The organism is Cronobacter condimenti 1330, assembly GCF_001277255.1.
GTDB classification, from domain to species: domain Bacteria; phylum Pseudomonadota; class Gammaproteobacteria; order Enterobacterales; family Enterobacteriaceae; genus Cronobacter; species Cronobacter condimenti.
This window is the reverse complement of the sequence record NZ_CP012264.1, coordinates 1,241,779-1,261,505: the sequence shown is the minus strand read 5'-3', so window position 1 is coordinate 1,261,505 and position 19,727 is coordinate 1,241,779. Positions and strand designations below refer to the sequence as shown.

Sequence of the window (19,727 nt, the reverse complement as noted above, 5' to 3'; positions counted from 1 at the left end):
GACAGGGCGACAGCCCACAAAAAAACCGGCCTCTGATGAGCCGGTTTTTTTATGCCACTGGGGCGGAAATTACTCTTTGTGAGAAAGACGTTCCGCCGGGGCTTCCGTCGCAGCAGGCGTTTTAGCGCTGGAGTCGTCGTCGTTCATTGCTTTCTTAAAGCCTTTGATTGCCGCGCCCAGGTCTCCCCCAAGCGTGCGCAGTTTTTTGGTACCAAACAGCAGAACAACCAGTGCGGCGATCACGAGCAGTTTGGTAATACTAATTTCACCCATACTTACCTTCTTAGAAAATCTGGCGCCAGTCGGCCATGTTAAAGACCGCACTTATTAACGGTCATTTAAGCCCGACACACAATAGCAATCTGTAACGAGATGAATCAAGCGCTGGATAAAAAAACATCAAAATAATTGTGGTGCAGCGAAACGGCGGTTTTTCAGGACCGGTAATTGTTCCCGTACCTGCGCCACGCGCTGCGGTGAAAGCTCAGCGAAAATCAGCGCCGGGTCTTCCGCTGCGGCCGCGATCGTTATGCCAAGCGGGTCCACTACGCGGCTCTGCCCAATATTGCGATTACCGCACTCGCCGCTCGCAACAAGATAACAGGTTGTGTCCAGCGCTCGTGCAGCGAGCAACGTGGCCCAGTGATGCGTTTTATGCGGTCCACGCACCCAGGCCGCTGGCAATGCCAGTACATCCGCGCCTGCCAGCGCCAGGCTCAAGGCCATATCGGGAAAGCGCAGGTCATAGCACGTCATCAGCCCCACCTTCATCCCCGCCACATCAATCAGGGGCGGCAGCGTATCGCCTGCGTCGACGAGACGCGACTCCTGCATCGCAAAAGCATCGTAGAGATGAATTTTCTGGTACTGGGCGATTATCTCACCGCCGCGTAGCGCAAGAAGCGTGTTGGCCGCCCTTCCCTCTGTGGTACGGATGTGGAGCGTCAGGAGCGTTGTGAGGCTGTTTCCGGCGCTCTGCTCGCAAAGCTGTCGCACATAGGCGCCATCCAGCCTCTGCGCCGATTTGACCGACAAATCCGGGTCGTTATCGCTGCGTGCCAGCAGCGCCTCCGGCAGCACCAGCAAATCGGCCTGTTGATTCGCCGCGGTTGACATAAGCTCAACGCACGTCGCTGCGTTTCTCTGCCAGTCAGGCGTTACCGCGAATTGTCCCACTGCGACTTTCATTTACGCATGTTCTCCCCTTACGGTAGCCAGCTTACTGCTGCTGACGGTAAACTATTCGCCTCATAAATAGCACTAACGTAAACGCCCATGTTAAAAATTATGCTCGCGGTATTTCTCGGCGGTGGCACCGGCAGCGTGCTGCGCTGGTGGCTTGGCCTGCGTCTTAATCCTGTTCACCATGCAATCCCTGTCGGCACGCTGACGGCCAACCTGGCAGGTGCGTTTATCATCGGCGCCGGGCTTGCCTGGTTTAACCGCATGACACACCTTGACCCCATGTGGAAGCTACTTATCACCACCGGCCTGTGCGGCGGCCTGACAACGTTCTCGACCTTCTCGGCGGAAGTCGTTTTTCTGCTGCAGGAGGGGCGAATCGGCTGGGCCGGGCTTAACATCGCGCTGAACCTGCTCGGGTCATTTATGATGACGGCGATCGCATTCTGGCTTTTTTCTGCCATCAGCGTGCGCTGAGCGTCGTCTCGTTAATGTTAGCTTAATTTTTCTCTGCCACTATCGCCCCATCGTCCATGTCTGGAGGGGCTTATGAAAGCGCAAATGATGAGCTGGCTGGCGGTGTTATTCAGTGTGCTGGTGGTAGGGTTTTTCCTGAAAAGCTTTCTGTTTTATTGAGTAACTGTTAAACGACAGGCATAAAAAAACCCGCTTCATCAGCGGGTTTTGAAAATCTGGCTGTATGTAATTACAGAGCGATTACGTTAGCAGCAGAAGGGCCTTTGGCACCGTTAGTGATTTCGAACTCTACACGCTGACCTTCAGCCAGAGTTTTGAAACCATTGCTCTGGATCGCAGAGAAGTGTACGAACACGTCTTTGCTGCCATCTTCCGGAGTAATGAAACCGAATCCTTTGGATTCATTAAACCACTTAACGTTACCTTTAATCTTAGACATCAAAATTACCTTTACATGAAAAATCGACACAAATGCTGTGTCGGATATCAGTACATCAATTGTGGTGGCTTTTGTCCAGTCGAACTTTTAGAAAAAGTGATAAAAGTCGCGAACTTTTTTTGCCGTTGGGCTTGTGAGCCCTGTTCTGTCTGGCTTAGCGCATTTTCTTATGACTGAAAATATTTTGCGCTTAAAACTGCAGCCGTACCCAGGCGAAGTAAACGTTTCCGTTGTTATAAGTTCCAGGGATGTAGGTCATCTGGAATGTAGCCGGTCCATAACCGACCGACGCCAGCGGCAGCACCAGCGGAATAGGGATGTAATCCCAGTTATTGCGCGCGGTCACGCCGAGGGTATACCCAAGCCCGACATGGAACGCGTCATCAGGCAGCGGACGCCATGTCGCCTCCCAGCCGTAACCGGCGATAGGTTCCCATTTGTTGTAGGAATCTTTAAACGCCATCACATACAGGCCGTGCCAGTTCCCTTTTTCATCCCAGCGCGACTTACCGATACCGCCGCCCCAGGGGCGTTCGTTATAGCGATCGGTTTTTTCTTTGTCGTAGGCGAAACGGGCATGCCAGGTAATCGCTGGCACATAGAGATCGATATGCTGTGGTTCGTTCCACGTCTCGGCGATGTTATCGCCAAGTACAGAAGCCCAGTCCTTAACGGTGCGTGGCGCTTCGAGCGCGGAAGCATTCAGGGGAAACACAATCTGGCAGAAAAATACAAGGAATGTCAGAAAAGCTTTATTAACTACGGTCACGTCTATATTACCACTGTAAGTATCAAATAATATCCTATGCGATCCTGCCTCAATGAAGTCTTAACCGGCTGCCGGTTAATTCCGAAAGCGAGACGGCAGCCGCGCTACATCGGCTTTTTTCAGATGCTTGCAGCCGCGCGGTTCAGCGCTAAAAAACCCTCCTGTCTTTATTACTATCCGCGGTCAAATAACGGCTGCCATTAATAACTCGCCGCTTTGCGCCCTAACGCAAATTCTGCTTTAATCGCGCCTCTGTGCATTTCGCGGCGGGAATACGCTCAGGCAGCATTGTGTAACACGTTAATTTATATGGATTTTATTTAGACGTTTTTCACAGATGTTGTTAGCAGAGGGTTTTTTGATATGTATCAGATAACACTTAGAGTAATTCAGGCACATTCCCCCGCAACTCGCCTGCGCCACAAGCTGTCCGTCGCCAGGTTATTTCTCCCGTCGTTTAACAGAGGCAATTATGGGAACACTTCTGGAACTCCTCACTGGCGCCGTGGTTATTGTGGGAGTCGCGCGTTATATCATTAAAGGCTATTCCGCAACCGGCGTCCTTTTTGTTGGTGGCCTGTTGCTGTTAATAATTAGCGCGCTAATGGGTCACCCGATATTACCCGCAAAAGAAGCCAGCACCGGTTATGCCGTCAGCGATATTTTTGAATATATTAAAATTCTGCTGATGAGCCGCGGTGGCGATCTGGGCATGATGATTATGATGCTCTGCGGTTTCGCTGCGTATATGACGCATACCGGCGCTAACGATATGGTGGTGAAACTGGCCTCCCGCCCGCTGCGTTATATCAACTCTCCGTATTTGCTGATGATTGCGGCCTATTTCGTCGCCTGCCTGATGTCTCTCGCCGTCTCATCCGCAACCGGGCTTGGCGTGCTGTTGATGGCGACGCTCTTTCCGGTAATGGTCAATGTGGGCATCAGTCGCGGCGCAGCGGCAGCCATTTGTGCCTCTCCGGCGGCGATTATTCTCTCCCCTACCTCCGGGGATGTCGTGCTGGCCGCGCAGGCCTCGGAAATGCCGCTTATCGATTTCGCCTTTAAAACCACCCTGCCGGTCTCTATTGCCGCCATTATCAGCATGGCGATCGCGCACTTTTTCTGGCAGCGCTGGCTCGATAAAAAAGAGCACATCAGCCATGAAATGCTCGACGTGAACGACATAAAAACAAACGCCCCCGCGTTTTATGCCATCCTGCCGTTCAGCCCGATCATCGGCGTGCTCATTTTTGACGGTAAATGGGGGCCGCAACTGCACATCATCACAATTCTGGTTATCTGCATTGTGCTGACGGCGCTGATTGAATTTATCCGAAGCTTTGACAGTAAAAAGGTCTTCGCCGGGCTGGAAGTCGTCTATCGCGGCATGGCTGATGCTTTCGCAGGCGTCGTAATTCTGCTGGTGGCCGCTGGCGTCTTCGCGCAGGGCCTTAGCACCATTGGCTTTATTCAGAGTCTGATTTCCATCGCCACCTCGTTTGGCTCCGCAAGCATTATTCTGATGCTGGTGCTGGTCACGCTCACCATGCTTGCAGCGATGACTACCGGCTCCGGTAATGCGCCGTTTTACGCCTTTGTGGAGATGATCCCAAAACTCGCCCACAGCGCAGGCATCAATCCGGCATATCTGACCATTCCGATGCTACAGGCCTCGAACCTGGGCCGTACGATTTCCCCGGTCTCCGGCGTCGTTGTAGCCGTCGCGGGCATGGCACAAATCTCCCCGTTCGAAGTGGTCAAACGCACCTCTGTGCCGGTGCTGGTCGGATTAATCGTCGTTATCATCGCCACCCAGTTGCTGGTGACGGCATAATCCTCTGTCCCTAAGTGGAATCTGTCCGAAAAGCGCCCTCGTGGCGCTTTTTTTATGGTTAAATGACACATCCTTGTGATTTAGCCCGTCGATTTCGGACCCATACCATGGTTAACAGGAAAGTTTTACTCGCCGCAGGCGCGCTGCTGGCGATGACGGCGGCATCCGCCAGTGCCCAGGCGCAGCCGCTGGAAGCGAAACAGTATGGCGACTTCGATCGCTATGTGCTGGCGCTCTCATGGCAGACCGGTTTTTGTCAGAGTATGCACGAGCGGCGGCGCGATGAGCCCACCGAGTGCGCGCTGCAAAAAGAAGAAGACGATAAACGCAACTACCTGACGGTCCACGGCTTATGGCCGGGCTTACCTAAATCCATCGCTGCGCGCGGCGTGGATGACAAACGCTGGATGCGTTATGGCTGCGCCACGCGCCCGGTGCCGAATATGCCGTTTGCCCGCGCCGACAGAAAATGTCAGGCAGCGGAAACCGGTCTGTCGCTGGAAACTGCAGAAAAATTGAGTGAAACGATGCCAGGCGCGGGCGGCGACTCCTGTCTGGAGCGTTATGAATACGCGAAACACGGCGTCTGTTTCGGCTTCGATCCGGACGCCTATTTCGGCACCATGGTGCGCATGAATAATGAAGTGAAGCAGAGCCCGCTTGGCGCGTTCCTGGCCGCCAATTACGGCAAAGCGGTGAGTCGGCAGGCGTTTGATACTGCTGTCGCCAAAGCATTTGGCCGCCAGAGCGTACGCGCCGTAAAGCTTACCTGTAACGGTAACCCGGCCTATCTCACCGAAATACAAATTTCGCTAAACGCCTCGCAAATCAACGCGCCGCTCAGCGCCGACGCGTTTGCCCCGCAACCCCACCCTGGCAATTGCGGTAAAAACTTTATTCTCGATACCGTCGGTTATTAATCGCCTGCGCGGGCGCAATTATTCGTTGCGCTCGCGCCATTCGCGAACCATCTGCGCCGTCACCTCGCGCTTATAGCAAATGGGCGCATAGCCCCCGGCCCGGCTCCAGGCGCTGCGACCGCCGCAGGCGCGTCCGTTACGCATCGCGTTATAAGGGCAAGGGCAATTGCCGGGATAGACGTCTATCGACTCCTGGATAATCTGTTCTCTGACTTCGTCATCGCTTAATGCCGCGTGAGCTGCAGGTACGACGCCGGTTATCGCCAGCAGCATTAGTGCGGCCAGTACAGTTTTACGTATCATCGTTTGCATCCTTGTCAAAAAAAATCGCGCCATTGTGGCGCGATCTTCCTCGCAAAAAACGCTGTTACGTCACAGCCTGAGTGCTCTCATAACGCGTGTTTATAAACGCGCGTCTCCCAGGCTTTCAGCCGGTTGCCCTCCTGCCCCTCGCTGAGGTTCGCGAGCACGCAGGTTGCGCCGTCAAGCGAGAGCGCGCGTGCATCCCATTCTGCGGCTTTCCCCGAAAGATTACACAGCACCACCAGCCGTTCATCTCCCAGTACGCGGCCATAAGCGTAAATCTGCTCATGATCGTCCAGCAATGATTCGTAACGTCCATAAATCAGCGCCGGTTCGCGCTTACGTAAATGGATCATCTGGCGATAAAAGTTGAGTACCGAATGTGGATCGTGCTGCTGGCTCTCTACATTGATCATCTCGTAGTTCGGGTTCACCTTCAGCCAGGGCTCGTGCGTGCTAAACCCGGCATAGGGGGAGGCGTCCCACTGCATCGGCGTGCGGGAGTTATCGCGCCCGGTGCGCGTCAGAAAAGCGACAATCTCCGCTTCACTCATGCCCTGCTCGCGCAGGTCCCGCGCTTTGTTATGGGCCGACACATCGTCAAAATCTTCAAGGCTCGCAAAGCGCGTGTTCGTCATGCCGATTTCCTGGCCCTGATAGATAAAAGGCGTGCCCTGCATCAGAAAATACATCGCGGCGATGCAGGTCGCGCTTTCACGCCAGTGGCGTTCAGTATCGCCCCAGCGCGAGACGATCCGCGTCACATCGTGGTTTTCCACATAGAGCGCGTTCCAGCCCTTTCCTTCCAGCGCCTGCTGCCAGGCCGTGAAAATCTTTCGCAGCACGGCGGGCGTTGGGCGCAGCCCCGCCTGCGGCTCCCACAGCCGGACGTGTTCGAACTGAAACACCATATTGAGCCGCCCGCGGTTTTCGCCGACCCACTCTTCAGCGTGGTCGGCGTCAAGCCCGTTCATTTCGCCCACCGTCACGATGTCGTAATGATCAAAAACGTTACGACAGATATCATCGACATAATCGAGCAGCCCATCATAATTAAGGTGCGCCACCATGGATGGCGCGTAAGGGAGTTTATCGGGGTTGGGTACATCGCTGAGCGTCGGCTCTTTTTTCATGTGCGCGATGGCGTCGATACGAAACCCGTCGATGCCCTTATCAAGCCACCAGCGCATCATGTCGTACACCGCCGCGCGCATTTCATGGTTTTCCCAGTTGAGATCCGGCTGGCGGCTGCTGAACAGGTGCATAAAATATTGGCCCGTCGCGGCGTCGTGCTTCCAGGCCGAGCCGCTAAAAATCGACTCCCAGTTATTTGGCTCGGCGCCGTTTTTCCCGTCGCGCCAGATATACCAGTCACGTTTTGGGTTATCACGCGAGGCACGGGATTCCAGAAACCACGGATGTTCGTCAGAGGTGTGGTTCACGACAAGATCAAGAATGAGCCGCATGCCGCGCTGATGCACACCTTCCAACAGCCGGTCGAAATCGGCCATCGTGCCAAATTCCGCCATGATCCCCTGATAGTCGCTAATGTCGTACCCGTTATCGTCGTTAGGTGACGGATACATCGGGCAGATCCAGATAAGATCGATGCCCAAATCCTTAAGATAATCGAGCTTGTCGATTATCCCGTTCAGATCGCCAATCCCGTCGCCGTTGCTGTCTTTAAAGCTGCGCGGATAAATCTGGTAGGCCGTCGCCTCTTTCCACCAGCGGCCTTTTACCTGCGTCGATGCCTCACCCATTACCCCTCCTGATGAATTAACAGCGCGAAAGATTCATACGGTTGCAGCTCCAGGCTCACGGCGAGCTGGTCGCGTGGCGCGTAGTTGCTGATAAGACATTCACCATGCCACGCCTGCATCGCTTCCGGGACAGGCAACGTAATGTGGTTGCCAAAGAAGTTGTTCACTACCAGCAGCGTGTCGCCCTCGTAGCGGCGCACCCAGGCGAAGATTTCCGGATGCTCGGCGAACAGCATTTGATAATCGCCATACACCAGAATCGGATGCTGTTTACGCAGCGCCACCAGCTTCTGGTAATGCCAGAGGATAGAGTCCGGTTCGGCCAGCGCCTGCGCCACGTTGATATCGCGGTAGTTGGGGTTCACACCAAGCCACGGCATTCCCGTGGTAAAGCCGCTGTTTGGGCTGTCGTCCCACTGCATCGGGGTGCGGGCGTTATCGCGCCCGTTGGCGTAGATGCCGGTCATCATCTCGTCATGCGTCAGGCCGCCTGCGATAAGTTCCCGGTAAAAATTGAGGCTTTCAATGTCGCGATACTCTTCAATGGTGGAGTAACGCACATTCGTCATGCCGATCTCCTCGCCCTGATAGATATACGGCGTGCCGCGCAGACAATGGAGCGCGGTGGCGAGCATTTTGGCCGATACCTCACGGAATTCGCCGTCGTTGCCGAACTTCGATACGGCGCGCGGCAGGTCGTGGTTACTCCAGAAGAGCGAGTTCCAGCCGCGGTCGGCAAGCGCCGTCTGCCATTTGTCGATAACCGCTTTAAAACGCGGCAGGTCAAACGGTCTGCTGCGCCACTTACCGGCTTTTTCATCCCAGGTTTGCTTGATGTGTTCAAACTGGAACACCATTGATAACTCCTGGCGTTCCGGGTCGCTGTAGAGCAGCGCGTCTTCTGGTGTAGCGCTCCACGCCTCGCCTACGGTCAGCGAGTCGCGCGGGCCGAAGGTGGCGGCGTTCATCTGGCGCAGCAGCACATGCAGATGCTTGCCGTTCGCCATGATCTGCCGGTCTACCTCTTTGCCGATGAGATCAATCACGTCCATACGGAAACCGCCGATGCCCTTATCGAGCCAGCGATTCATCATCGCGTGGATCTCCTCCTGCACACGCGGATTTTCCCAGTTCAGATCGGGCTGACGGACTGAAAACTGGTGCAGATAATATTCGCCGCTCGCCTCGTCATAGGCCCAGCCGCTGCCGCCGAAGTGCGAGCGGTAGTCGTTCGGCGGGCCGCCGTCCGGGGCCGGTTTACGCCAGATATAAAACTCGCGGTACGGGTTATCTTTGCCCTTTTTCGCTTCAAGGAACCACGGATGTTCATCCGACGTGTGGTTCACCACCAGATCCATCAGGATGTAAATATTACGCGCCTTCGCCTCGGTGATAAGCTGCTCCATCTCCGCCATCGTGCCGAATTCCGCGGCGATGTCGTCGTAATCGGAGATATCGTAGCCGTTATCATCCATCGGGGACTTGTAGACCGGCGAGAGCCAGATAAGGTTGATGCCAAGCTGTTGCAGATAGTCGAGCTTGCTGATGATACCGGCCAGATCGCCCACGCCGTCGCCGTTGGCGTCCATAAAGCTGCGCGGATAGATCTGGTAGACCACCGCGTTGTGCCACCACTTCTTGTCGATTGCTTTCATCACGCTCCCTTAGTGCTGGTTTTTCGGGCCGCTGAGCCGTACAAACGCCCTGCCCGCGCTGTCGAAAAGGTAACAGTGTTCCGGTGGGAGTTTCAGGCCCAAATGATGCTCCGGCCGGACCTCCAGCCTCTCAGTATGGCGCATGACCAGCGGTTCTGCGCCATAACCGCCATTAACATAAACTAGCGTTTCATTTCCCATATGTTCGACAAACAGCACCTCGCCTTCCACATCCGCTTTGGCAAGCGTCATCACCTCCACATGCTCCGGGCGAATGCCAAGCTGTATGTCGTCGCCCTCCTGACCCGCCGCGGCCTGTACCGGCAGCGTCAGGCGCAGCCCGTTCTCCAGCTCCACCTCGCAGGCGTGCTCCATGACGCGCAGCAGCTTGCCGGGGATGAGATTCATCTTCGGCGAACCGATAAACTGCGCCACGAAAACATTAGCGGGCGCATCGTAAAGCTCCAGCGGCGAGCCAACCTGTTCTATCTGGCCCTGGTTGAGCACCACAATGCGATCGGCAAGCGTCATGGCCTCTACCTGATCGTGCGTGACGTACAAAATGGTGGCGTTAATGCGCTTATGCAGCGCGGCAATCTCCATGCGCATCTGCACGCGCAGCGAGGCATCAAGGTTTGAGAGCGGTTCATCAAAAAGAAAGAGGCTGGGTTCACGCACAATCGCGCGCCCTATCGCCACGCGCTGACGCTGCCCGCCTGAGAGATCTTTTGGGCGTCGCTCAAGCAGATGTTCAAGCTGTAAAATCCGCGCGCTTTCGCGAACGCGCTCGTCGATGGTCTTTACGGGTACCTTCGCCATCTCCAGCGCGAACGCCATATTCTGGTACACGGTCATATGCGGATAGAGCGCATAAGACTGAAAAACCATGCCAATGCCGCGCTCCGAGGGTGAATCATCGTTGACCCGCAGATCGTCGATATACATATCACCCACGGTTATTTCCTCAAGGCCCGCCACCAGCCGTAACAGCGTCGATTTCCCGCAGCCGGACGGCCCCACCACCACCACGAACTCACCGCTGTTAATCTGTAAATCGAGCGGCTTAATCACTTCGGCATGGGAGCCGTAGCGTTTCTGCACTTTTTCTAAACGAAGTTGCGCCATGATTTACCCCTTAATCGCCCCGCTGGTGAGCCCGCTGACGATGCGTTTCTGGAAAATCAGTACCAGAACGATGATAGGCAGCGTCACCACCACCGACGCGGCCATAATGCTGCCCCACGGCAGTTCGTAGCTCGACGCGCCGCTGAACAAACTAATGGCGACGGGCACGGTGCGTTTGTCGCCGGAAATAATAAACGTCAGCGCGAACATAAATTCATTCCAGGCGCCGATAAACGCCAGCAGCCCAGTCGTGACCATTGCGGGCGCCAGCACCGGTGCAAAAATACGGCGGATAATGGTGCCGGTTTTGGCGCCATCGACAATCGCCGCCTCTTCAAGCTCCACGGGAATCGACTTCATAAACGTGGTCAGCACCCAGACGGTGAATGGCAGCGAGAACGTGGTATAGGAGATAACCAGCGCGCCGAGCGAATCATAAAGCCCGAGGAAGCGCACCAGTTCAAACATGCCGGTGAGCACCGCTACCTGGGGAAACATGGAGACGCAAAGGATGGTGAACAAGAGCACGCGACGCCCACGAAACGGCACGCGCGCCAGCGCGAACGCCGCGGTGACGGAGACAAACAGGCACAACCCTACCGTGACGGCCGCCACCAGTACGGAGTTCAGCAGACTGCGGGCGATGCCGTTATCCACCAGCGCGACCACATAGTTATCCCAGTGCCAGCCAGTCGGGAAATAGGCCGGGGTAAACAGCTCCTGCCCTTCGCGCAGCGAGCTGATAATGGCGTAATAGAAAGGAAATACGCAGAACAGACAGGCCATCAGCGCACCGATAAAAATCACCGCTTTATGTCCTGCCCTGCGCTGCCAGCGCGTGATTTTCATCAGGTTTTCTCCTTGTCGTTTAAGCGTGCGACGCGGATAAAGCAGGCAGCGATACCCGCTACCATCATAAAGACCAGTACCGATGCCGCAGAGCCCATGCCCATATCCTGATATGAGACGATCTGCTCGCGGGCGTAGCCGGAAATAGACATCGTCGCTTCGCTGTTGGAGGTAAGCACGTAGATGAGATCGAAGATGCGCATGGAGTCCATCACGCGGAAAATGAGCGCGACCACCAGCGCAGGCATTATCAGCGGCAGCGTGATGCGCTTAAAGCGCTGCCATGGGCTTGCACCATCCACTTTCGCCGCCTCGTAGAGATCGCCTGGAATAAGTTGCAGTGCGGCCAGCAACATCAGTGCCATAAACGGCGTGGTTTTCCAGACATCCGCGATGACCACCGCCCACATGGAGAGTGATGGCTCGGCAATCCAGGCAAGGTGCGACGGCAGCCCTATTTTACCGAGAAGGTCGTTTACCACGCCGTATTGATCGTGGAACATCCAGCCCCACATTTTGGCGCTGACGATGGTCGGAATCGCCCAGGGAATGAGGATCGCGGTACGCACCAGCCCCTGACCACGGAATTTCTCATTCATCAATAGCGCCAGCAACATGCCAAGCAGCAGCTCAAGCGCCACCGACGTGAAGGTGAACCAGAGCGTGTTACCCACGGCCTGCCACCAGAGCGGGTCACTGAGCACGCCGATGCTGACGCCATCCTGGCGCGCAAAATAGTTTGCCACGCCCACCATCTCGTACTCCTGCGGCGCGTCGAGCATGGCGTTAGTGAAACTAAACCAGATGGTGCGTGCGAGCGGCCAGCCCGCCGCCAGCGCCAGCAGAAGCAGTGAGGGCAGCACTAATCCCCACGCCACGCGACGACGGCGCTGATGCCAGGAAACCTTATGCCGCCGGGCTGGCGGCGGCTGCGTTAGGCTATCGGATTTCATAAGCGCTCCGTTGAATAGGTTGACGGACACCACTATGTGGCCCCTCACCCCGGCCCTCTTCCCAATCAGACTCGCCGGGGCGTCCCCTCTCCCCTGTGGGGAGAGGGCCAGAGTGAGGGGCAACAGCACAAAACCTTACCGCCAGCCGGTTCCCTTCGCGCGCGTCAACCGCTTTTGCAGATCCGCAGTGGCTTTCTTACCGTCTTCTTTGCCGTTCAGCACGCTAAACGTCACGTTGAAAATCGCGTTCGACACCCGCGGATACTGCGCTTTTGTCACGGTTGCCGGGCGTGGCACCGCCTGGGCGAAAATATCGCGGAACTGCGTCAGCTCGGGCGCAATCGCCAGCACCTCTTTGTTCTCATACAACCCGACGCGGGTCGGCGCGTGGCCCAGGATTTTCAGGCGTGTCGTCTGCGAATCGTCATCACTTAAGATTTTCAGCAGCGCGATGGCCGCTTCAGGATTTCGGGTATTGGCGTTAATCGACCACTGCCAGCCACCAAGCGTCGTGGCCTGACGCCCGTCCGGCCCTGCGGGCAGTTGCATTACGCCGACTTTGCCTTTGAGCGGGCTATCATCGGCCTGCGACAATTGCCAGACGTAAGGCCAGTTGCGCATAAAAAGCGCATCGCCGTTCTGGAACACCGTGCGCGACTCTTCCTCTTTGTAGCCAAGCACGCCCTTCGGCGTGATCTTGCCCATCCAGCCGCGCGCCATATCCAGCGCCTGCGCCGCTTTCGGGTTATTCACCGTCACGTCCCCTTTATCATCGACAAACGTGCCGCCCCCGTAGGAATCAATCCACTCCAGCGCATTACAGGTCAGCCCTTCATACGATTTGCCCTGGAAGATATACCCCCAGAAGTTGTTGTGCCCCGCCTTGCGTTCTTCAGCCTGAATTTTGGTCGCGATGCGCGTCATCTCTTCCCAGGTTTTGGGCGGCTGCTCGTGATATTTCTCCAGCAGATCTTTGCGATAGAACAGCACGCCGGTGTCGATATACGACGGCACCGCTTTCAGGCGTCCGTTCACGGTGTTGTTTTTCCACGGGCCAGGGAAAAACTCTTTTTCCATGCCGCCCATGGCGTCGGTGAGATCGAGCGTTTGTTTATCAAGCAGCCCTATCCAGATGGTGTCGGACTGAAATACGTCCACCGCTTTTTCATCTTTGGCCGCGAACAGCTGTTGCAGCAGCGCCAGCTTTTCATCCGAGGCTGCCGGAAACTCAATAAATTCGAGCTGGTTGCCGGTCTGCTTCTCAAAGCGTTCTTTGATGTACTGGCAATATTGTTTACCACCAGGGGAGACGGGACATTCCATGCGCAGGGTATCGGCAAAAGCGAATTGGCTTGTACCCGCCAGCGCCGCGGTCAGAACAGTGAAAGTGAGCTTTTTCATGATTTCCTCTTGTGCACTGAACAGGGATCGGAGGCGTTGCGCCGCCGTATACAGCGCGATGTACGGCAAATCATCACGATCCTAAGCTAGTTAACGATATTGCATTGCGGCAACTTCGCGGCCTGTTCACGACAGAAAAGCTGGATATAGCCAACAAATCTGGCGATGTAGTGAAAAAAACGCACCGGAAAATTTGACAGACGCGTCAGGCTTGACATGCCCCCTTAAAGACGCGGGCGCAGTGAGGGCGGGAGTTTGACGGTGATCTCAAAATGTTAATAAATATGACAGCCCCTGTTTACAAGCCTCCGCATGTTACCAGTATCATGTTACCGGTATCAGTGAGAAAACCGCCGACCAGGCTACGGTTTCACTGTACCCATGTTGAGGACAATAACGATGACTGAAACGACTTTTGCTTATGGCGCCGGTACGCTGCTGGGCATTGCCGCCGTGGCCGTAGTACTGCTGCTGGTACTTATCATGCGCTTTAAAGTGCATGCTTTTCTTGCTCTTACCCTGGTCAGTATTGTTGTGGCGCTATTGACCAAAGTGCCGTTCGATAAAGTTGTGCCTACGCTTCTGACCGGTTTCGGCAGTACGCTTGCAGGCGTCGCGCTGCTGGTGGGGATTGGCGCGATGATAGGTCGCCTGCTGGAAGTGTCAGGCGGCGCAAAAGTACTTGCTGACACGCTGATTAATAAATTTGGCGAACACCGCGCGCCATTCGCGCTGGGTGTCGCCTCGCTGCTGTTCGGTTTCCCGATATTCTTCGACGCGGGTCTGGTGGTCATGCTGCCTATTATTTTCAGCGTAGCGAAACGTTTTGGCGGCTCGACGCTGAAATATGCCTTCCCGGCGGCGGGCGCGTTTGCGGCCATGCATGCGCTGGTGCCACCGCATCCAGGCCCGGTCGCGGCGAGCGAACTGCTGGGCGCAAATATCGGCCTGCTGGTGATAGTCGGGCTGATTATCGTGATCCCGACCTGGTATTTCGGCGGCTACCTGTATGGCCAGTACGCCGGTAAAAAATTTGATATCAAACTCCCTTCTTCTTTCCTTGGCGAAGTGGAAGTCGATCCGGGCCATCGCCCGCCGTCCTTCGGCATGGTCTTAACTATTCTGCTGCTGCCGCTGGTGCTGATTTTCCTGGATACCGGGCTTAACACCGCCAAAGTGCTGGGCTGGGTCAGCGCTGACAACAGCGTCGTGAATTTCCTTCGCATGCTCGGTAAAACCCCGGTGGCGCTGCTCATTACGGTGTTCTTCGCGCTGATGGTGTTCAGCCGCGATCACAGCCGTAAACATCTCGAAAAAATCTGCGACGGCGCGCTCGGGCCTATCTGCGGGATTATCCTGGTGACCGGCGCGGGCGGCATGTTCGGCGGCGTGCTGCGCGCAAGCGGCATCGGCGATGCGCTGGCGGGCGTGCTTTCCGACACCGGTATGCCGGTCATTCTGGCGGCGTTTGTTATCTCGACGGCGCTGCGTGTGGCGCAGGGTTCGGCGACGGTCGCGCTGACCACTACCGCGGCGCTGGTCGCCCCAATGGTGCAGGCAACGCCGGGGTTAAGCCAGTTTGACCTGTGCTTTATCGTTATCGCGATCGCAGGCGGCGCCACGGTACTCTCGCACGTCAACGACTCCGGTTTCTGGCTGGTGGGTCGCTTCCTGGAGATGGATGAGAAAACCACGCTAAAAACCTGGACCGTGATGGAAACGCTGCTGGGTACCATCGCCTTCCTGCTGGCTGCGGTAGGCAGCATCCTGCTTTAAGCCCCGTTTCGTGACTCAGGTCACTTCAAACGGCGAGCAAGGCTGAGTATCATCCCCTGACGCGGACCCTCATCGTTTTGACGGTGAGGGTTTTTCTTTGGACGCTTGTTAGCGGCAAAATGCCGCCTGATTCAACGACATGGAGTGAGAAATGTCCCGACCTGCCCTTATCATCAACGAACTCGATGCCGAACGTCTCGATAGTCTGCTGGAACAGCCTGCGTTTGCGCGCCTGCCAGTGGCGGATGCGCTGAACGATGAACTGGATCGCGCGCAGATGGTCAGTCCGCAGGCGATGCCGCAGGATGTGGTGACGATGAACAGCCGGGTAAAATTCCGCGATCTGGCAAACGGTGAAACCTATGAACGCCAGTTGGTCTACCCGCAACTCGCAGGCAGCAACCAGGAGGCGCTGTCGGTTATGGCGCCGGTAGGCGCTGCGTTGCTCGGCCTGCGCGTGGGTGACGCTATCCGCTGGCCACTGCCGGATGGCAGTGAAACCCACCTTGAGGTGTTAGAACTGCTCTACCAGCCGGAAGCGGCTGGCGACTACCGCAGCTAAAGCCGCACGCTGGTAAAAAAAAGAGGATGCCCTGGCATCCTCTTTCTGTTTATGCGCTGCGATTACGGCTGCAACGGCGCGTTCATCAGCGCCGTCACTTTGTCGCGTGCGGCCTCCGGCGTGGCGGCGCCCGGCACCAGAATCACCTTGCGGCACTCCTCTTCACGCTTCTCGAAGATCTTGTAGCCGCGTGCGGCATCTTCAAGCGGCAGGTAGTGCGTCACAATCTCTTCTGGCGTCAGCAGCCCCTGCTCGATCAGCGGCAGCAGTTCCGGCAGGAAGGCATGCACGTGCGTCTGGCCCATTTTAAAGCTGATGCCCTTATCAAACGCATCGCCAAAGAGGAAGCCGTGGATAAAGCCCGCATAGACGCCAGGCACGCTTACCACGCCGCCGCGACGCACCGCTGCGATGCACTGACGTAAAGCCTTGCCGCTGCTGCCCTCAATTTTCAGATTCGACAGTACGGTCTCCGTCAGGCTGCCTTTAGCCTCAAAGCCCACCGCATCGATAACGGCATCCACGCCGCGGTTGCCCGGCGTGTTTTCGATAATAAACGCCGCCGGATCGTCGTTTTCATCAAAGTTAATCGGAATAACGCCGTAACGTTCTTTGGCGAACGCCAGGCGGTAGTCGTTATGGTCGACCATGAAAATCTGCTCTGCGCCCATCAGCCGGGCACAGGCGGCACTCAGAAGCCCTACCGGGCCTGCGCCGTAAATCGCTACCTGCGAGCCTTTCTGTACCTGGCCGTTTTTCACCGCCTGCCAGGCGGTCGGCAGGATATCAGAGAGGAACAGCGCTTTATCATCGGAGAGTACCGGCGGCACTTTGAAGGGGCCAACATTGCCTTTCGGTACGCGGACATATTCCGCCTGCCCACCGGGAATACCGCCGTAAAGGTGGCTGTAGCCAAACAGCGCCGCGGGCGCCGGGATCTGTTTTTTATTGAGCGCCGCGCCGGTGCCTTTGTTAGTGGTTTCACAGGCGGAATATTGCTGAAGTTTGCAGAAAAAACACTCTCCGCAGGCAATAACGAATGGAATGACCACGCGGTCGCCTTTGCGAATATCCTTCACCTCGCTGCCGGTTTCCACCACTTCACCCATAAACTCGTGGCCAAAAATATCCCCGTGATGCACCTGCGGGATTTTGCCGCGGTACAGGTGTAAATCGGAGCCGCAAATCGCGGTGGCCGTGACGCGCAGAATAATGTCATCCTGCGCTTCGATAATCGGATCCGGGACATTCTCAACCTTAACGTTATGCGGACCGTGGTAGGTTAACGCCTTCATTGCGACCTCCTGGCAGAGAGTAAAAAGAGACAGGTTCCAGTACGAAAGTGCATCTGGTCTAAACCAAGGGTAGACCGGATGGGCCATCAGCCGCGCGATAAGCCCTAAGCCGGGCGGCTTTGAGAGTTTTCCTGGCTAACTATGCTGCGTAAAAAAAGACAAATTTGTCGGGCAGATACCAGTAGGCACTCATACCTTGTGGTTATATTGCCGTGTCGATAACCGCTAAAGGAGGAGTGACGATGTACAACACCATTCTGATGCCTGTAGATGTGTTTGAAATGGAACTGAGCGACAAAGCGATTCGCCACGCGGAGTTTCTGGCGCAGCAGGACGGCATTATTCATTTGCTGCATGTTTTGCCCGGCTCCGCCAACCTGAGCCTGCACCGTTTCGCCGCCGATATCCGGCGTTTTGAAGAGCATCTGGAGGCTGAGGCGAATCAGCGTCTGCAAACGCTAAAGAGCCATTTTACCGTGCCAGAAGAACGGCTGCGCAGCCATATCCGCTTTGGCAGCGTGCGCGATGAAGTGAATGCGATGGCAAAAACCTTAAACGCGGATGTGGTCGTGATTGGTTCACGCGATCCGTCTATAACCACACACCTCCTGGGCTCAAACGCCTCAAGCGTGATTCGCCATGCGCATGTCCCGGTATTTGTGATCCGCTAAGTTTGCTCTCTGTCGGGTGCCCACCGCAGAGGGGTTGAGGGATGCCATTAAGGCAATAAAAAAGCCGCCCCGAAGGGCGGCTTTTACGCAGGTGTCTTACTTTCTTCTTATGCGGTTTTGGTGCGAATCAGGTAATCAAAGGCACTCAGCGACGCTTTCGCGCCTTCGCCGGTGGCGATGATAATCTGTTTGTACGGCACGGTGGTGCAGTCACCCGCCGCGAACACGCCTTTCACGCTGGTTTCGCACTTGGCATCGATGATGATTTCGCCCATGCGGTTACGCTCAATTGCGCCATCAAGCCAGGTGGTGTTCGGCAGCAGACCAATCTGTACGAAGATCCCCGCCACTTCCAGGTGCTTCACAGAGCCGGTCTCACGGTCCTGGTAATCAAGCCCGGTCAGCTTCGTGCCATCGCCTTTCACTTCGGTGGTCATCGCGTTCAGGATGATGTCGACGTTTTTCAGGCTGCGCAGTTTGTCCTGCAGAACCTGGTCTGCTTTCATTTCCGGTGCGAATTCCAGCAGCGTCACATGCTCAACGATCCCTGCAAGGTCGATAGCCGCTTCCACGCCGGAGTTACCGCCGCCGATGACCGCCACACGCTTGCCTTTAAACAGCGGGCCGTCGCAGTGCGGGCAGTAGGTCACGCCTTTCGTGCGATACTGATCTTCGCCAGGCACGCCCATGTTGCGCCATTTTGCGCCGGTCGCCACGATAACGCTGCGCGCTTTCAGCACCGCGCCAGAGGCCGTTTCAATCTGATGCAGGCCGCCTTCGCTCGCCGCCGGAATCAGCTTCGTCGCGCTCTGGGTGTCGATAACATCAACGTCGTAGTCATCCACGTGCGCTTTCAGAGCGCCCGCCAGTTTCTGACCTTCGGTTTTCGGCACAGAGATGTAGTTTTCGATGTCTACGGTGTCCAGCACCTGACCGCCGAAACGCTCACCCATCAGACCGGTACGGATGCCTTTACGGGCAGAGTACACTGCCGCCGCCGCACCCGCCGGGCCGGAGCCGACGATCAGTACGTCATACGCGTCACGCTGGTTCAGCTCTTCTGCGGCGCGTTTTTCAGCACCGGTGTCGACTTTCGCCACGATTTCCGCAAGCGTCATACGGCCGGAGCCGAACTCAACGCCATTCATAAAGACCGCCGGCACGCCCATGACGTTGCGCTCGGTAATTTCATTCTGGAATACCGCACCGTCAATTGCAGTGTGCTTGATGCGCGGGTTCAGTACCGCCATCAGGTTCAGTGCCTGCACCACGTCCGGGCAGTTATGGCAAGAGAGCGAGTAGTACGTTTCGAATTCGAAATCGCCGTCGAGATCGCGGATCTGCTCAAGCAAAGATTGCGCTTCTTTCGACGGATGACCGCCGGTCCACAGCAGTGCCAGCACCAGCGAGGTAAACTCGTGACCCAGCGGGGAGCCAGCAAAGCTTGGCCCCTGGGTGGAACCCGGGTTCGTAATCAAAAATGAAGGTTTACGTGCCGCCAGGCTGTTGTCTTCTCTGAAAGAGACTTTATCAGACAGCTCAGCGATTTCGGTCAGCAGCGCTTTGATTTCTACTGATTTTGCGCTGTCATCCAGCGTGGCTACTAACTCAACAGGCTTTGTCAGACGCTCAAGATAAGCCTTGAGCTGGGTTTTCATATTTGTGTCGAGCATCATTTTCTCCTGAGCTTACGCTTCCTCATTTAAGCCGCCTCGTACAGGCCGCGCCGCGTTGCAACTTAAATGAGAGCGCG

The 19,727-nt window shown here is 56.1% G+C and carries 19 protein-coding genes; 6 read left to right on the top strand and 13 right to left on the bottom strand.

Features of this window, described 5'->3' with window-relative positions; translation table 11 throughout:
- Positions 1–69 precede the first annotated feature (69 nt).
- The gene (tatE, locus tag AFK62_RS05760; protein WP_007665505.1) at positions 70–273 is read right to left on the bottom strand and encodes a twin-arginine translocase subunit TatE; all 204 of its coding nucleotides are present in this window, start codon (positions 271–273) and stop codon (positions 70–72) included.
- Positions 274–399: 126 nt separating this feature from the next.
- A complete protein-coding gene (locus tag AFK62_RS05755) occupies positions 400–1,188 on the bottom strand; it encodes a deaminated glutathione amidase (protein WP_032983979.1) in 789 nt (262 codons plus the stop codon).
- A gap of 87 nt (positions 1,189–1,275) precedes the next feature.
- Between AFK62_RS05755 and crcB the strand changes: the two genes are divergently transcribed.
- Positions 1,276–1,659: a fluoride efflux transporter CrcB gene (crcB, locus tag AFK62_RS05750; RefSeq protein ID WP_007665508.1), complete on the top strand. Its 384-nt coding sequence runs from the start codon at positions 1,276–1,278 to the stop codon at positions 1,657–1,659.
- Between the two features lie 229 nt (positions 1,660–1,888).
- Here crcB and cspE read toward each other — a convergent pair whose 3' ends face one another.
- Positions 1,889–2,098, bottom strand: coding sequence for a transcription antiterminator/RNA stability regulator CspE (gene cspE, locus AFK62_RS05745; RefSeq protein ID WP_002439184.1), 210 nt, complete (start codon positions 2,096–2,098; stop codon positions 1,889–1,891).
- 190 nt (positions 2,099–2,288) lie between these two features.
- Positions 2,289–2,867, bottom strand: coding sequence for a lipid IV(A) palmitoyltransferase PagP (gene pagP, locus AFK62_RS05740; RefSeq protein ID WP_007665527.1), 579 nt, complete (start codon positions 2,865–2,867; stop codon positions 2,289–2,291).
- A gap of 472 nt (positions 2,868–3,339) precedes the next feature.
- Here pagP and dcuC point away from each other — a divergent pair, with 472 nt between their 5' ends.
- Entirely contained in the window at positions 3,340–4,701 is a 1,362-nt protein-coding gene (dcuC, locus tag AFK62_RS05735) for an anaerobic C4-dicarboxylate transporter DcuC (protein WP_007665531.1), read from the top strand.
- Between the two features lie 107 nt (positions 4,702–4,808).
- Positions 4,809–5,621: a ribonuclease I gene (gene rna, locus AFK62_RS05730; protein WP_007665532.1), complete on the top strand. Its 813-nt coding sequence runs from the start codon at positions 4,809–4,811 to the stop codon at positions 5,619–5,621.
- Between the two features lie 18 nt (positions 5,622–5,639).
- On the opposite strand, the gene AFK62_RS05725 is transcribed toward rna, so the two are convergent.
- The 7 genes from AFK62_RS05725 to AFK62_RS05695 form a co-directional block, all read right to left on the bottom strand.
- Entirely contained in the window at positions 5,640–5,924 is a 285-nt protein-coding gene (locus AFK62_RS05725) for a hypothetical protein (RefSeq protein ID WP_007665533.1), read from the bottom strand.
- Between the two features lie 86 nt (positions 5,925–6,010).
- Positions 6,011–7,687 (bottom strand): glycoside hydrolase family 13 protein, encoded by a 1,677-nt coding sequence (locus AFK62_RS05720; protein ID WP_007665535.1) that lies wholly within the window; start codon positions 7,685–7,687, stop codon positions 6,011–6,013.
- Positions 7,687–9,342, bottom strand: a complete 1,656-nt coding sequence (locus AFK62_RS05715) for a glycoside hydrolase family 13 protein (protein ID WP_007665537.1) — start codon at positions 9,340–9,342, stop codon at positions 7,687–7,689. The genes AFK62_RS05720 and AFK62_RS05715 overlap by 1 nt, the downstream gene beginning before the upstream one ends.
- Before the next feature lie 9 nt (positions 9,343–9,351).
- Entirely contained in the window at positions 9,352–10,467 is a 1,116-nt protein-coding gene (locus tag AFK62_RS05710) for an ABC transporter ATP-binding protein (protein WP_007665539.1), read from the bottom strand.
- A 3-nt stretch (positions 10,468–10,470) separates the two neighbouring features.
- Complete coding sequence (locus AFK62_RS05705; protein ID WP_007665545.1) at positions 10,471–11,316, bottom strand: carbohydrate ABC transporter permease; 846 nt, start codon at positions 11,314–11,316, stop codon at positions 10,471–10,473.
- On the bottom strand, positions 11,316–12,269 hold the full coding sequence (locus AFK62_RS05700; RefSeq protein WP_007665548.1) for a carbohydrate ABC transporter permease: 954 nt from the start codon (positions 12,267–12,269) through the stop codon (positions 11,316–11,318). The genes AFK62_RS05705 and AFK62_RS05700 overlap by 1 nt, the downstream gene beginning before the upstream one ends.
- Positions 12,270–12,404: 135 nt before the next feature.
- Positions 12,405–13,670, bottom strand: a complete 1,266-nt coding sequence (locus AFK62_RS05695; protein WP_053531767.1) for an ABC transporter substrate-binding protein — start codon at positions 13,668–13,670, stop codon at positions 12,405–12,407.
- Between the two features lie 399 nt (positions 13,671–14,069).
- Between AFK62_RS05695 and AFK62_RS05690 the strand changes: the two genes are divergently transcribed.
- Positions 14,070–15,446, top strand: a complete 1,377-nt coding sequence (locus AFK62_RS05690) for a GntP family permease (RefSeq protein WP_007682194.1) — start codon at positions 14,070–14,072, stop codon at positions 15,444–15,446.
- A gap of 151 nt (positions 15,447–15,597) precedes the next feature.
- Positions 15,598–16,008 carry a nucleoside diphosphate kinase regulator gene (gene rnk / locus AFK62_RS05685; protein ID WP_007682196.1) on the top strand — a complete coding sequence of 137 codons (411 nt, stop codon included), beginning with the start codon at positions 15,598–15,600 and terminating at the stop codon, positions 16,006–16,008.
- Positions 16,009–16,070: 62 nt separating this feature from the next.
- Here the strand turns inward: rnk and AFK62_RS05680 are convergent, their stop codons facing one another.
- Complete coding sequence (locus AFK62_RS05680) at positions 16,071–17,303, bottom strand: zinc-dependent alcohol dehydrogenase (protein ID WP_007682198.1); 1,233 nt, start codon at positions 17,301–17,303, stop codon at positions 16,071–16,073.
- A gap of 242 nt (positions 17,304–17,545) precedes the next feature.
- Here AFK62_RS05680 and uspG point away from each other — a divergent pair, with 242 nt between their 5' ends.
- Positions 17,546–17,974, top strand: coding sequence for a universal stress protein UspG (gene uspG, locus AFK62_RS05675; RefSeq protein WP_007682200.1), 429 nt, complete (start codon positions 17,546–17,548; stop codon positions 17,972–17,974).
- A 107-nt stretch (positions 17,975–18,081) separates the two neighbouring features.
- Here the strand turns inward: uspG and ahpF are convergent, their stop codons facing one another.
- On the bottom strand, positions 18,082–19,647 hold the full coding sequence (gene ahpF, locus AFK62_RS05670) for an alkyl hydroperoxide reductase subunit F (protein WP_007682202.1): 1,566 nt from the start codon (positions 19,645–19,647) through the stop codon (positions 18,082–18,084).
- Positions 19,648–19,727: the final 80 nt, after the last annotated feature.